We start from the raw sequence: 13,123 nt of genomic DNA on the forward strand, positions 1-13,123 counted from the left end.
GAGGTCGCCTGTGGGCGCACGGTTCTACGCGGTGGCGGCGCTGGCCGTCGGTGCGGTGGCATTGACCGGGTGTTCGTCGACGGTGAGCGGTGATGCGGTGCCGGAGCCCGGTACGCCGGTCACCGAGACCGTGACGGCAGCGCCGACCCCCTCGTCGACGGCGCCGCCGAGCAGCCGCGCCACGTCAGTGCCGATCGCGATCCCCGATAACGGGAACGGCTACACGTTCATGCAGACCAAGAGCGGCAAAGCGCGCTGCCGGGTGAGCACGACCGGCGCCGGCTGCCAGCTTGAATTCGACAAGCCCGGACCGAAGACCGAGACGGGCGATCGTGCCAATGGCGTCAACGTTGGCCGCGACGGCACGCTCACCTATGTGCTCGGTGACATCGGCGTCGTGAATCCCGCCACACTCGACTACGCCACGTACACCGCTCGGGGCTGGACCATCGAGGCTTCCTTCGAGGGAACCCGGTTCACCAACAACGGAACCGGGCACGGCATGTTCGTCAGCACCACGGGGGCACGCGCGTTCTAACGCGGCGTCGTGATCACGACGACGGCCTCGGCAGGACCGTCGATCGCGGCGAAGCGGTGTGGGCCGTCGCTGGTCCAGATGCATGAATCACCCTGCCGCACCACGGTTTCGTCGCCGACGGGACCGACGAGCAAGGCTCCGTCGACCAGCGTGAGGTGCTCGCGGACCGCTGGCCCGTGGCCGGGCGAGGTGTGATCTGAGCTCTCCGGGAACTCCAGGCGAAAGACCTCGACGGTGACGTGCGGCAGGTGCCGCACCGAGAGCAGGACCGTCCGCATGCCGCCGTGTGCCGTGCTGTCCGTTCCGGGGGACTCGCCGAGCAATGCGGTGAGCGGAACATCGAGCGGGCCGCAGAGGGAGTAGAGCGTCTCGACGGTGGGGTTGCGACCTCCGGCTTCGATCTCGGATAGCGATCCCTTGCCGACGCCCGCGCGGCGTGCGAGTTCGGACAGGCTGAGGCCGCGTTCGCTGCGGAGCTCACGCAGGCGGCCGCCGACATCGGGGGAGGGCATGCGTCCATGCTACGTTCTGTTCATGGAACGTTCTGTAATCGGAACGCCACGGCCGGCGAACGTAGCGGCCGCGGTGCCAATCGGAGCGGGTGTTGTGTGCGCCCTGGTCGGCTTCACTTCAGCTTTCGCCGTGGTTCTCGCGGGACTGCGGGCGGTCGGTGCGACCCCGGGTCAGGCCGCTTCGGGCCTGCTCGCCGTCACGGTGACGATGGGTGCGAGCACCGTGTTGCTGTCCTGGCGCTACCGGATGCCGATCACGGTCGCCTGGTCGACGCCCGGTGCCGCGCTGCTGGTGAGCACCGGAGCGGTGGCGGGCGGCTGGCCCGCGGCGGTGGGTGCGTTCGTGGTGTGCGGTGCCTTTCTGGTGCTGACGGGGCTGTGGCCTGCGCTGGCATCGCTTGTGCAACGGATTCCGGCTCCGATCGCGCAAGCGATGCTGGCCGGGGTGCTGCTTCCGCTGTGCCTGGCACCGGTGTCTGCGCTGTCGACACATCCGGTGGCGGTGGCACCTGTCCTCGTGGTGTGGTTGGTTCTGTTGAAAGTGCGCCCGCGGTGGGCGGTTCCGGCCGCGTTCGTGACGGCGCTGGCGGTGATCGGGGTGTCGTTGGTGCGATCGTCGTCGGTGCCCGCGGTCTCGGCGATGCTGCCCCATCTGGAGTGGACCACGCCCGCGTGGAGCCTGCAGGCGCTCACCGGTGTGGCGTTGCCGCTGTACATCGTGACCATGGCCTCGCAGAACATTCCTGGCGTTGCGGTGATGTCGACGTACGGCTACACCGTGCCCTGGCGGCCCGCGCTGACGGTGACCGGGGTGGGGTCGGTACTCGGTGCGCCCCTCGGCGGTCACGCGATCAACTTGGCCGCGATCAGTGCCGCGCTAGCGGCGGGTCCCGATGCGGGTGACGATCGATCGCGCCGCTGGATCGCGGGCGTGTCGGCGGGGCTCGGATACCTCGTGCTCGGCGTGTTGAGTACAGGCCTGACCGCCGCCGTGCTCGCAGCGCCCGGCGGGGTGGTGCAGGCCGTGGCGGGCGTGGCGCTGGTCGGCGCATTCGCCGCCGCGTGCGCAGGCGCCATGGCCGACGACGATGCTCGGGTACCCGCTGCGGTGACCTTCATCGTCGCGGCGTCGGGGACGACGGTGGCCGGGATCGGATCTGCCTTCTGGGCCCTGGTTGTGGGCATCGCGGTGTACTGGGTGCTCGGCGTGAGGCGACCAGAGGGTACTGTCTAGGCTGGTCGCGCACGCGATCGCGGGATGTGGCGCAGCTTGGTAGCGCATTCGCTTTGGGAGCGAAGGGTCGCAGGTTCAAATCCTGTCATCCCGACAATTCGTCAGTGTGGTGGTCACGAGGGCAGGGTGTTCGTGACAGGTGTGTTCTGGGCGGCGGCGAGCCACCAGTGATCACCGCGGCGCACGAGCACGTACATCGCTACCTCGCTGAACCGGCCATTGAGGGCTGATCGGCGGATCTGAGCGACGACCACGCCCGGGGCGGGGCTGATCGCGTTGATCAGCTCGAACCGGGACTCGGGTTGGACGGGAACGCCATTCATCATCCGATGGTGCGCCTCGTTCAGATCGGTGAACCCGGACACCCACTGCCCCTTTGGCGTGCCCCACAGGATGTCTGCCGCGAAGAACGCGTCGTACCGATCCGCATCGCCGGAATCGAAGCCGGACTGCAAGGTAGCGATCAGATCGGTGATCACCGTAGCGGCTGCTGGGTTGGAGGTATCGAGGTTCGCGCGTGCCGGTCGATTGGTCATTCCCCGACGCTATGACCTCAACTGATGTCGAGGTCAACGCCGCCGCGCCGGTGCCGGTCGTCGACCGGTTGATGCGCGTCTTTCCGGACCACGGATATGGACGAGGCCGGTGGCGCCTGTAACGCACCCCGGCCTCTGTATCGGTGAGCGGTTTACAGTCACGCTCTCCAGATCTATCGAACACTCTAGCAGATCGTGAACGGACTCCGAAATCGATTATCGAACGGCGGCTGTCACCCGCCGACGGATCCACACTGTCGCGGCCACCGAAACCACTGCTGTCGCAGCCAGATAACCGGCGGCGGACCAGGGCGCACCGTCGGCGCCGTGGATCAGGGCGGTCAGAATCAGCGGAGTGAGGCCGGAAGCGTAGATACCCGAGAATTGATAGACCACCGACAGGCCCGTGTACCGCACCTCGGTGGGGAACAGGCCCGCGAAGAACGTGCCCTGGGCCGAGTAGAAGACTCCGTGGACGAATCCGAACACCACCACCAGTCCCACCGTGAACCACACGATCGATCCGGTGCCGAATAGTGCGAATACCGGGAAGACGGCCAATCCGTAGAGCGCCACTCCGATTCCGTAGATCAGGCCTGCCCCGTAGCGATCCACGAGCACACCGCCGACCGGGATCACGACCGCCATCACCAGTGCCGCCAGGGTTACCGCCAGTAGAACCTCGACCTTGTTCATCGCGAGCGTTGCGGTGGCGTAAGTGATCGCGAAGACGCCCCAGGCATTGAACGCACTGCCCTCCGCCCACCGTGCGAGGCATCCGGCGATCGTGTTGCGCCGCAACGTCGGATCGCCGAGCAGCTGGCGCAGTGGTGTTCGGGTGGTGTCCAGTGACGCCCTCGCCGCCACGAACGCCGGCGTCTCGTCGACCGCCAGCCGCACCACGATGCCGATGATCACCAGCACGATCGACACCGCGAACGCGATGCGCCAGCCGAACCGGAGGAACTGATCGTCGTCGAACACGGTTTGCAAGAGCGCGAAAACGGCGGTCCCCAAACCCAGACCGAGGGCGAGCCCCACCTGCGGGACGGAACCGAAGCGTCCCTTCTTCCCCGAGGGCGCGTGCTCCACCGCCAGCAGTACCGCGCCCGCCCACTCGCCGCCGAGAGCGAAACCCTGCACGATTCGCAGGATCAACAGCAGGATCGGAGCCAGAACGCCCACCTGCGCAGCGGTGGGTAGCGCCCCCATCAGTGCGGTCGCCACACCCATCAGCAACATCGTGAGCGCCAGGGTCTGCCGGCGTCCGATCCGATCACCGATGTGCCCGAACACCAGTCCGCCGATCGGTCGCATCACGAAACCCACCGCGAAGGTGACGAAACTCAACATGGTGCCCACGAACGAACTCGTGTCCGGGAAGAAGAGTTTGTTGAACACCAGCGAAGCCGCCGTGGAGTAGAGGAAGAAGTCGTACCACTCCACGGTGGTCCCGAGCAGCGATGCGGCGATCACCCGGCGCAGCTGTGTGTGGTCGGGCGCGGTGGGGCCCGGATCGAGATCGGCGGTGGCGGTACTCACCGAGCGGAAGCTACGGGCCGCGGCCGGTGAAGTCACTGATTGCACTCGCCGTGATCGCGGGGCGCCGGCGGGCGGTCCTGATCGGGGCGCGGCCGTGTGTCACCCCAGGATCGCGCGACGATCCGAATGGAAGAACGTGACCAGGGTGGTGATGCCGCACAGGACGCCTGCCGCGAGGATCACCTGTGGCCCGGTGAAGATCGAGCCGACCACGCCGCCGACCGCCGCGCCGAGCAGGAATCCCACGTACACCAACGCGTAGCCGAGCCAGTCGTACACCGTCCCGTTCCCGGACGCGTGCCGCTCGATCCCCTGACCCAACTTCACCAGGGTCCCGGTCACGTAGGACAGGGGTACCGAGACCTCGCCGTTCTTCACGAAGGACGTGTTGAGTGCGCCCAGCGAGAACGTGATGATGAGGATCGGCACGAATCGCACCTCGGGTTCGGCGACACCGTCGAACCAGAAGTCCAGTCCCGACGCGGCGAGCAGCCCGACCGTGGTCAGCACCGTCGGGCCGTGCGGGTGACCGTGCCAGAAGAACCTCCGGCAGAACGATGCCACCACCACGCCCGCGACGAACGCCACGATGAGCGCCGTTGCCGCCAGTGCTCCGGCGCCCGCCACCTTCTCCTTGTCCGACACCGAGAACCAGCTCAGAACTGCGCGCTCGGTGTTGCCGGTCATGAACGTGACGAAGTAGCCGGCCGAATGCAGGAAGGCGACGGCACCCACCATGCCGGCAACGCCGGCCAGCAGCCACGAGAGCCGTGCATCGGCGCCGATCGCCGCCTCGCGGGAGACGACCGACTGCTTCGGGAGGTTCGTCGTGGTGGTTGTCATGTCCCGTTGATACCGATCCGGGACGGTGGTCGCTGTTCAGGCGGGACAGGTTCACATGCGTCCCCGCAAAGCGGGCTGGTTCACATCATAGTGTGAGTGAGGCGAAGATCACTCCGGTGGTGACGATGCCAGGAAGTCCCGCTGGAACAGCCGCATCAATCGCGCGTCCCGGTAGCTGCCGTTGGAGAAGTACTCCTCCCGAAGCAGGCCCTCCTCGACGAATCCCAGCTTCTCGTAGACGTGGGCGGCTCGTTCGTTCGCCACATCCACGAACAGGTACACCTTGTGCAGGTTGAGGATTCGGAAGGCGTAGTCGAGCGCCTTCCGGGTCGCGATACCCGCGTAGCCCTTGCCCTGCGCCGACGGTGCCACGATGATCTGGAACTCGCACTTGCGATGGATGAAGTTGATTTCCACCAACTCCACCAGGCCCACGGGTACCCCACTGGACTCGATGATGAACCGGCGCTCGCGCTCGTCGTGCACGTGCCGCTCGTAGATGTCCTCCATCTCGGCGAGCGCATCGAAGGGCTCCTCGAACCAGTACGACATCACCGCCCGGTCGTTGAACAGGCCGTGCACGAACCGCAGGTCCGTGCGCTCCATCGCGCGTAACTGGACGGTCATGGCGCCAGTTTAGGCCGCGAGACCCAGGGTGAGAACGACGATCGCGAGCAGGGGAGCGGTGCCCTGAACCGCCGCGGCGCGCGCCTTCGTCCGGTCCGAGAGCACCAGTACTGTCGCGGCCGCGACCATCGACACGAGGCCGGTGTAGACGAGCGTGGCACCCACGGCCCGTGCCGCTCCGAACACCGCGATACCGGCGATGACGGCGATCGCCAGGAACAGGTTGTAGAAGCCCTGATTGAAGGCCAAGGGCCGGGTGATCTCGGCGGTCTCCTCGGTGGTCCCGAACGCGGCGCGCGCCCGCGCCGACGTCCACGCGATCGATTCCAGATAGAAGATGAAGCAATGGATGAGTGCCGCGCCGGCGGCCAGGGCGAGTCCCAGGACGATCATCGGAACATCATCGCCGATCGGCCGCGATCGGGCTCACCGCCCGGGCTGTGGAGCCGCAGCACCGTCGAGTACCCTGGTCCGAGTGCCGTAGGCCCGACGGGGCCTCGTGCTGCCCGCAGGAAACCGCCCATCATCGCGGCATCCTGCCGATACCAACCCGAGGAGAACGAGTGAAGAGCACCGTCGAGCAGCTGAGCCCGACTCGCGTCCGCCTGAGTGTCGAGGTTCCCTTCGACGAGCTCGCGCCCGATTTCGAGCGCGCGTACGAGGCCCTCGCCCAGCAGGTGAACATCCCCGGCTTCCGCAAGGGCAAGGCGCCCGCGAAGCTGATCGAGGCGCGCGTCGGCCGCGACGCCGTGCTCTCGCAGGTGATCAACGACGCGCTGCCCGGCAAGTACAGCCAGGCCGTGCTCGACTCGGAGGTCAAGGCCCTGGGCCAGCCCGAGATCGACATCGAGAAGCTCGAGTACGGCGAGGCCCTGTCCTTCACCGCCGAGGTCGACGTGCGCCCCGAGGTCACCCTGCCCGAGTACTCGGGCATCGAGGTCGAGGTCCCCAGCCTCGAGGTCACCGACGCCGATGTCGAGGAGCAGCTCGATGGCCTGCGTGCCCGCTTCGGCACGCTCAAGGGCGTCGACCGTCCCGTCCAGGAGGGCGACTTCGTCACCATCGACCTGTCGGCGACCGTCGACGGTAAGGACGTCGAGGACGCCAAGACCACCGGCCTCTCGCACGAGGTGGGCTCGGGCAACCTGATCGACGGCCTCGATGAAGCCATCGTCGGCCTCAAGTCCGGCGAGTCCAAGCAGTTCACGACCAACCTCGTCGCCGGCGAGTTCGCCGGCCAGGAGGCCGAGGTGACTGTCACCGTCGACTCGGTCAAGGAGCGCGAGCTGCCCGAGCTCGACGACGAGTTCGCCCAGCTGGCCAGCGAGTTCGACACCGTCGATGAGCTGCGGGACGACCTGCGTGGCCGGGTCGAGCAGAACAAGAAGCTGAGCCAGGCCGCCGAGATCCGCGACGCCGTGCTGGAGAAGCTCATCGAGGCCACCGAGATCCCGCTGCCCGAAGCCGTGGTCAAGGAGCAGGCGGACGCCAACGTGCACGATGTGCTGCACCAGGTGGGCCACAACGAGGAGCTGCTCGAGACCGCGCTCAAGGCGCAGGGCACCAGCCGCGAGGAGTTCGAGAAGCAGGCGCAGGAGTCCGCCGAGAAGCAGGTCAAGGTGCAGCTGCTGCTCGATGCCATCGCCGACGCGCAGGACGTGCAGGTCGATCAGCAGGAGCTGCAGGAGCACATCCTGTTCCAGTCGCAGCGCTACGGCATGCAGCCGCAGGAGTTCATCGCGCAGATCCAGCAGGCCGGCCAGCTGCCCGCTCTGTTCCAGGAGGTCCGCCGCGGTAAGGGCCTCGCCGATGTGGTGCTCGAGGTGAAGGTCGTGGACGCCGACGGCAACCCCGTCGATACCAAGGCGCTGTTCGACCGCGAGGACGCCGACGAGGCGCCCGAGGCCGACTCCGCCGAGGCCGAGTCCACCGAGGCCGACGAGAAGTAGTCCCCGGACAGACGCCCCGCAGTCACACGGCTGCGGGGCGTTTCTGCCCTCAGCGGACCCGAGCGTGCCGGGGGACGGTTCACGGGTGCGCGTTCGTTAGTGTCGATGTCAGCAAAGAAAGGCAGGGAGCAGCGGATGACCTCCAACCCCATTATGCGGACCGGACTCGCCGGTTTGAACCTCAACGATTCGGTGTACAGCCGCCTCCTGGAGTCGCGGATCATCTTCCTCGGCAGCGAGGTGAACGACGACATCGCGAACCAGCTGTGCGCGCAGATGCTGCTGCTGTCCGCGGAGGACCCCAGCAAGGACATCAACCTCTACATCAACTCACCCGGCGGCAGCATCTCCGCCGGCATGGCGATCTTCGACACCATGGAGTTCGTGGAGTGCGATGTGGCGACCTACGCCATGGGTATGGCCGCCTCGATGGGTGAGTTCCTGCTCGCTGCGGGCGCCAAGGGCAAGCGCTACGCGCTGCCGCACGCCCGGATCATGATGCATCAGCCGTCCGCTGGCATCGGTGGTACCGCCGCCGATATCGCCATCCAGGCCGAGCTTTTCCGCAACACCAAGGTCGAGATGAACCGCCTCAATGCGCAGTTCACCGGCCAGCCGATCGAGAAGATCGAAGCCGACGCGGACCGCGACAAGTGGTTCACCGCTGAGCAGGCCCGCGACTACGGTTTCGTCGACCACGTCGTCAGCCGCGCGAGCTCCGTCAAGTAGGAGAGGACACCACTGCAATGAACGACGGTTACCCCAACATGGCTCCGCAGGGCCTGCACGTCCCCGGTGGCGCCCAGTCGCGCTACAGCATCCCGCAGTTCTTCGAGCGCGCCGCCAACGGCGAGCAGCGGGTCATGGACCCGTACGCGAAGCTGTTCGACGAGCGCATCATCTTCCTCAAGACTCAGATCGATGAGGTCTCGGCGAACGATGTGATGGCGCAGCTGCTGGTGCTCGAGTCGCAGGACCCCGACCGCGACATCACCATCTACATCAACTCGCCCGGCGGCAGCCTCTACGACGCTCTGGGCATCTACGACACGATGCAGTACGTCCATTGCGACGTCGCCACCGTGGTGCTGGGCACGGCCGCCTCCGCCGCTGCGATCCTGCTCGCCGGTGGCACCCCGGGCAAGCGCGCCGCGCTGCCCAACTCGACGGTGCTCATCCACCAGCCGCGCACCGGCGGCGCCATGCGCGGTCAGGTCTCCGACCTGGAGATCCAGGCCGCTGAGATGGAGCGGGCCCGCAACCGGCTCGACGAGATCCTGGCCAGCCACACCGGCCAGACCGTGGAGCAGATCCGCAAGGACACCGACCGCGACAACATCCTCACGGCCGATCAGGCCAAGGAGTACGGCATCGTCGACACGGTGTTCCCGTACCGCAAGGCGTCGGCCAAGTAGGGATTCGCACACCGCCACGGGGGCCGCGACACGCCGCGAAGGCATCGGTCCGCGGCCCCCGGCGGCGGCTGCAGCAAGCTATTCATATCGGTCGCCGGGACTGCGGTTCACGGGTACCGTCGTAAACAAGCGTCACGCACCGCGAACTCGGTGAACACGCGGACCAGCTAGGGAAGTAGGACAGCAATGGCACGGATCGGGGACGGCGCGGACCTGCTCAAGTGCTCCTTCTGCGGGAAGAGCCAGAAGCAGGTCAAGAAGCTGATCGCCGGCCCCGGCGTGTACATCTGCGACGAGTGCATCGACCTCTGCAACGAGATCATCGAAGAGGAACTGGCCGAGTCCAGCGATGTGAAACTGGACGAGCTGCCCAAGCCCGTCGAGATCCGCGACTTCCTGGACAACTACGTCATCGGCCAGGACTCCGCCAAGCGGAACCTCGCCGTGGCGGTCTACAACCACTACAAGCGCATCCAAGCGGGCGAGCGCAAGGACGCCCGCGGCGAGAGCGTGGAGCTGGCGAAGTCCAACATCCTCATGCTCGGTCCCACCGGCTGCGGCAAGACCTACCTGGCGCAGACCCTGGCGAAGATGCTCAACGTGCCCTTCGCGATCGCCGATGCCACCGCCCTCACCGAGGCCGGTTACGTGGGCGAAGACGTGGAGAACATCCTGCTCAAGCTGATCCAGGCCGCCGACTACGACGTCAAGCGCGCCGAGACCGGCATCATCTACATCGACGAGGTCGACAAGATCGCCCGCAAGAGCGAGAACCCGTCGATCACGCGCGATGTCTCGGGCGAGGGTGTGCAGCAGGCCCTGCTGAAGATCCTCGAGGGCACCCAGGCCTCGGTGCCCCCGCAGGGCGGCCGCAAGCACCCGCACCAGGAGTTCATCCAGATCGACACGACGAACGTGCTGTTCATCGTGGCCGGCGCCTTCGCCGGGCTGGAGAAGGTGGTGGGTGACCGGATCGGTAAGCGCGGCCTGGGCTTCGGCACCGAGGTCCGTTCCAAGGCCGAGGTCGATACCGTCGATCACTTCGCCGATGTGCTGCCCGAGGATCTCATCAAGTTCGGTCTGATCCCCGAGTTCATCGGTCGCCTCCCGGTGATCGCGTCGGTGAGCAACCTCGACAAGGAATCGCTGGTCTCGATCCTCTCCGAGCCCAAGAACGCGCTCGTCAAGCAGTACGAGCGGCTGTTCGAGATGGACGGTGTGGAGCTCGAATTCGACGAGGACGCGCTCGGTGCCATCGCCGATCAGGCGATCCTGCGCGGCACCGGCGCTCGTGGCCTGCGCGCGATCATGGAAGAGGTGCTCAACCCCGTCATGTTCGACATCCCGTCGCGCGATGACGTGGCGAAGGTGGTCGTGACGGGCGAGACGGTGCGCGACAACGTGCTTCCGACCATCGTTCCCCGCAAGCGCTCTCGCGACGAGCGCCGCGACAAGAGCGCGTAGCTCCGCGGTACGAGCCGCTCTCCGTTAGGCCGGTTCCCGCGGATCGTCGAGGTTCGGTGCCGCATTCGCGGCCAGCCTCGACTCGTGAAGCTCCAGGTTCTTCCAGACGCGCCGGTAGAAGGCGAGCCGGGCCTCGTCGGGCGCGACCCCGTAGGCCTCGAACAACACGTCCGGCCGCGGCTGGTCGAAGTTCCAGTCCAAGCTCATCGCCGCGACGGCCAGATCGGCCCACCGGTCGGCCGTTCCGAGCGAGCCGAGGTCGACGTGCCCGGCGAACCGGCCGTCCTCGCCCACCAAGGTGTTCGGGGCGCAGGCGTCGCCGTGGCACACTACGAGCCGGTCGATCGGCGGTGTCGGACCGAGCGCCGCGCGCTCGGCCGGCGTCAGCCCGACTGTGCGAGCGGATACCGACCAGTCGAAGGGGCATACGTGCACCGGCAGCGTGTCATGCAGATGGCGTAGTCCCGCGCCGATGGCCCGCGCCGCGATAGCCGGGCTGTCGGCCCAGCGCGGATCGATCGCCGAAGTCCCCGCGATTGCTGCGGTCACCAGCCATTCGGCACCGTCGCTGCTGCCCCGAGCGATCACCCGGGGCACCGTGACGTGCGGTTGCGCCCACCGCAACCGCACGGCCTCGGCGTCGAAGTCGAGCTCCGGCGTCTGCGTGGGCATCCACTTGATGTACTCATCGTCGCCGAGGCGAAAGGTGATCCCGCCCAGATCGTTCCGCCAGACGGGCGTGATCCGCCGGCCGGCAGCGCGCGCCGCCACCGCGGCGGGCACGGCGATGTCCGGGGCGGGCGTACTCACCGTGCCGCGCCCGACCGATCGCGCTGTACCCGGGCTTCGTGCCAGACGGGCTCGTCGGCCTCGCGAACGGCACCGTCGGACCCGAACACCAGGAACCGGTCGAAGGACCGTGCGAACCAGCGGTCGTGCGTGACCGCCATGACGGTTCCCTCGTACGCCTCCAGCGCATCTTGCAGTGCCTCAGCGCTTTCCAAGTCCAAGTTGTCGGTGGGCTCGTCGAGCAGCAGTGCGGTGCTACCCGCGAATTCCAGCAGCAGCACCTGGAATCGGGCCTGCTGCCCGCCCGACAGACTCTCGAACCGCTGCTCGGCCTGTCCATGCAACTCGTACCGCCGCAGGGCGGGCATCGACCGCCCCAGATCGGCGGCGTGCTCCTCGCGCAGGATCTGTACCAGCGTGCGGCCCTGCAACTCCGGATGCGCGTGGGTTTGCGCGAAATGCCCCGGTACCACGCGCGCCCCGAGGGTTGCAGTGCCGGTGTGCGCCACGTCCTCTCCCGCCAGCAGCCGCAAGAAGTGCGATTTGCCGGAGCCGTTCGAACCCAGCACCGCGACCCGTTCGCCGTAGAAGACCTCCAGGTCGAAGGGCTTCATCAAGCCGGTCAGCTCCAATCGCTTCGCCGTCACGGCACGAACTCCGGTGCGCCCACCGCGCAAACGCATTGCGATCTGCTGCTGCCGTGGCGGCTCCGGGGGTGGCCCCGCCTCCTCGAACTTGCGCAGCCGGGTCTGCGCCGCCGAGTACCGAGAGGCCATGCCGTCGTTGAACTTCGCCTGTTCGCGCAAGGTGAGCACCAGCTTCTTGAGCTGCTGGTGCCGCTCGTCCCAGCGGCGGCGCAGTTCCTCGAACCGCGCGAATCGCTCCTCCCTCGCGGCGGGGAAGCTGGCGAAGCCGCCGCCGTGCACCCAGGCGTCCGCGCCGCCGGGAGCGGGATCGACCGCCACGATCCGAGTCGCCGCCCGCGACAGCAGTTCCCGGTCGTGGCTCACGAACAGCACCGTCTTCGGGGTCTGCCGCAGCTGCTCCTCGAGCCACTCCTTGCCGGGCACATCGAGGTAGTTGTCCGGTTCATCGAGAAGCAGCACCTCGGCCTCGCCGCGCAGCAGCGCTTCCAATGCGAGGCGTTTCTGCTCGCCGCCCGACAGCGACGTGAGGCCACGCCACTGCGCTTGGTCGTAGGGCACTCCGAGTGCGGCCATGGTGCACGCATCCCACATCGTCTCCGCGAGATAGCCTCCGGCGTCGCCCCATTCGGCCAGTGCGTCCGCATAGCGCAGCTGGTTCGCGTCGCCGTCGTCGTCCAAGAGCGCGAGCTCGGTGGCGTCGAGGCCGGCGGCCGCCGCCTGGAGCCGCGCGGGGGAGACCGAGACCAACAGGTCCCGGACCGTGCGCTCGTCGCGCAGCGACCCGATGAACTGCGGCATCACGCCGACGCCGCCACTGGACGTCACCGTTCCGCCGTGCGGTTCCAACTCGCCTGCCAACAGCCGTAGCAGCGTCGTCTTTCCCGCGCCGTTGCGGCCCACCAATGCGGCGACGGCACCGTCTCCCACACGGAACGAGACATCACCGAGGAGGGCTCGCCCGTCCGGCAGGTAATACTCCACGTGCGTCGCCTCAAGGTGTCCCATATGCCCATCCTGCTGGGCCCGG

Annotated in this window: 14 protein-coding genes and 1 tRNA gene; 7 read left to right on the top strand and 8 right to left on the bottom strand. The window is 67.3% G+C overall.

What is annotated here, in order from left to right:
* Positions 1 to 10 precede the first annotated feature (10 nt).
* On the top strand, positions 11 to 538 hold the full coding sequence (locus tag TPAU_RS22685; RefSeq protein WP_013126113.1) for a hypothetical protein: 528 nt from the start codon (positions 11 to 13) through the stop codon (positions 536 to 538).
* Here the strand turns inward: TPAU_RS22685 and TPAU_RS07295 are convergent.
* A complete protein-coding gene (locus tag TPAU_RS07295) occupies positions 535 to 1,050 on the bottom strand; it encodes a helix-turn-helix domain-containing protein (RefSeq protein WP_013126114.1) in 516 nt (171 codons plus the stop codon). The genes TPAU_RS22685 and TPAU_RS07295 overlap by 4 nt on opposite strands.
* A 22-nt stretch (positions 1,051 to 1,072) precedes the next feature.
* Here TPAU_RS07295 and TPAU_RS07300 point away from each other — a divergent pair, with 22 nt between their 5' ends.
* Positions 1,073 to 2,284: a benzoate/H(+) symporter BenE family transporter gene (locus tag TPAU_RS07300; RefSeq protein WP_013126115.1), complete on the top strand. Its 1,212-nt coding sequence runs from the start codon at positions 1,073 to 1,075 to the stop codon at positions 2,282 to 2,284.
* Positions 2,285 to 2,304: 20 nt separating this feature from the next.
* Positions 2,305 to 2,378 (top strand) — tRNA-Pro (locus TPAU_RS07305).
* Positions 2,379 to 2,397: 19 nt separating this feature from the next.
* Here the strand turns inward: TPAU_RS07305 and TPAU_RS07310 are convergent.
* The 5 genes from TPAU_RS07310 to TPAU_RS07330 form a co-directional block, all read right to left on the bottom strand.
* A complete protein-coding gene (locus TPAU_RS07310; protein ID WP_013126116.1) occupies positions 2,398 to 2,820 on the bottom strand; it encodes a nuclear transport factor 2 family protein in 423 nt (140 codons plus the stop codon).
* A 216-nt stretch (positions 2,821 to 3,036) separates the two neighbouring features.
* The gene (locus TPAU_RS07315) at positions 3,037 to 4,362 is read right to left on the bottom strand and encodes an MFS transporter (RefSeq protein WP_049825958.1); all 1,326 of its coding nucleotides are present in this window, start codon (positions 4,360 to 4,362) and stop codon (positions 3,037 to 3,039) included.
* A 99-nt stretch (positions 4,363 to 4,461) separates the two neighbouring features.
* Positions 4,462 to 5,205, bottom strand: a complete 744-nt coding sequence (locus TPAU_RS07320) for a YoaK family protein (protein WP_013126118.1) — start codon at positions 5,203 to 5,205, stop codon at positions 4,462 to 4,464.
* Between the two features lie 108 nt (positions 5,206 to 5,313).
* Complete coding sequence (speG, locus tag TPAU_RS07325) at positions 5,314 to 5,832, bottom strand: spermidine N1-acetyltransferase (RefSeq protein ID WP_013126119.1); 519 nt, start codon at positions 5,830 to 5,832, stop codon at positions 5,314 to 5,316.
* Positions 5,833 to 5,841: 9 nt separating this feature from the next.
* Positions 5,842 to 6,225 (bottom strand): DUF1304 domain-containing protein, encoded by a 384-nt coding sequence (locus TPAU_RS07330; RefSeq protein WP_013126120.1) that lies wholly within the window; start codon positions 6,223 to 6,225, stop codon positions 5,842 to 5,844.
* A gap of 170 nt (positions 6,226 to 6,395) precedes the next feature.
* Between TPAU_RS07330 and tig the strand changes: the two genes are divergently transcribed.
* From tig to clpX, 4 genes are all read left to right on the top strand, one after another.
* Positions 6,396 to 7,781, top strand: a complete 1,386-nt coding sequence (gene tig / locus TPAU_RS07335; RefSeq protein WP_013126121.1) for a trigger factor — start codon at positions 6,396 to 6,398, stop codon at positions 7,779 to 7,781.
* Positions 7,782 to 7,916: 135 nt separating this feature from the next.
* Positions 7,917 to 8,510: an ATP-dependent Clp protease proteolytic subunit gene (locus tag TPAU_RS07340; RefSeq protein ID WP_013126122.1), complete on the top strand. Its 594-nt coding sequence runs from the start codon at positions 7,917 to 7,919 to the stop codon at positions 8,508 to 8,510.
* Positions 8,511 to 8,527: 17 nt separating this feature from the next.
* Positions 8,528 to 9,196, top strand: a complete 669-nt coding sequence (locus TPAU_RS07345) for an ATP-dependent Clp protease proteolytic subunit (RefSeq protein WP_013126123.1) — start codon at positions 8,528 to 8,530, stop codon at positions 9,194 to 9,196.
* A gap of 186 nt (positions 9,197 to 9,382) precedes the next feature.
* Complete coding sequence (clpX, locus tag TPAU_RS07350) at positions 9,383 to 10,660, top strand: ATP-dependent Clp protease ATP-binding subunit ClpX (protein WP_013126124.1); 1,278 nt, start codon at positions 9,383 to 9,385, stop codon at positions 10,658 to 10,660.
* A 24-nt stretch (positions 10,661 to 10,684) separates the two neighbouring features.
* Here clpX and TPAU_RS07355 read toward each other — a convergent pair whose 3' ends face one another.
* Both TPAU_RS07355 and TPAU_RS07360 read right to left on the bottom strand, forming a co-directional pair.
* A complete protein-coding gene (locus tag TPAU_RS07355) occupies positions 10,685 to 11,470 on the bottom strand; it encodes an aminoglycoside 3'-phosphotransferase (protein ID WP_013126125.1) in 786 nt (261 codons plus the stop codon).
* Positions 11,467 to 13,101: an ABC-F family ATP-binding cassette domain-containing protein gene (locus TPAU_RS07360; RefSeq protein ID WP_013126126.1), complete on the bottom strand. Its 1,635-nt coding sequence runs from the start codon at positions 13,099 to 13,101 to the stop codon at positions 11,467 to 11,469. Before TPAU_RS07360 ends, TPAU_RS07355 begins: the two co-directional genes overlap by 4 nt.
* Positions 13,102 to 13,123: the final 22 nt, after the last annotated feature.

The sequence above is a fragment of the Tsukamurella paurometabola DSM 20162 genome (genome assembly GCF_000092225.1).
In the GTDB taxonomy this organism is placed as follows: domain Bacteria; phylum Actinomycetota; class Actinomycetes; order Mycobacteriales; family Mycobacteriaceae; genus Tsukamurella; species Tsukamurella paurometabola.

Coding starts and splice junctions, on each gene's coding strand:
- TPAU_RS07320 (WP_013126118.1), bottom strand. CDS start 5,205: ATGACAACCACCACGACGAACCTCCCGAAGCAGTCGGTCGTCTCCCGC.
- TPAU_RS07310 (WP_013126116.1), bottom strand. CDS start 2,820: ATGACCAATCGACCGGCACGCGCGAACCTCGATACCTCCAACCCAGCA.
- TPAU_RS07360 (WP_013126126.1), bottom strand. CDS start 13,101: ATGGGACACCTTGAGGCGACGCACGTGGAGTATTACCTGCCGGACGGG.
- TPAU_RS07345 (WP_013126123.1), top strand. CDS start 8,528: ATGAACGACGGTTACCCCAACATGGCTCCGCAGGGCCTGCACGTCCCC.
- TPAU_RS07340 (WP_013126122.1), top strand. CDS start 7,917: ATGACCTCCAACCCCATTATGCGGACCGGACTCGCCGGTTTGAACCTC.
- TPAU_RS07330 (WP_013126120.1), bottom strand. CDS start 6,225: ATGATCGTCCTGGGACTCGCCCTGGCCGCCGGCGCGGCACTCATCCAT.
- TPAU_RS07295 (WP_013126114.1), bottom strand. CDS start 1,050: ATGCCCTCCCCCGATGTCGGCGGCCGCCTGCGTGAGCTCCGCAGCGAA.
- clpX (WP_013126124.1), top strand. CDS start 9,383: ATGGCACGGATCGGGGACGGCGCGGACCTGCTCAAGTGCTCCTTCTGC.
- TPAU_RS07300 (WP_013126115.1), top strand. CDS start 1,073: ATGGAACGTTCTGTAATCGGAACGCCACGGCCGGCGAACGTAGCGGCC.
- speG (WP_013126119.1), bottom strand. CDS start 5,832: ATGACCGTCCAGTTACGCGCGATGGAGCGCACGGACCTGCGGTTCGTG.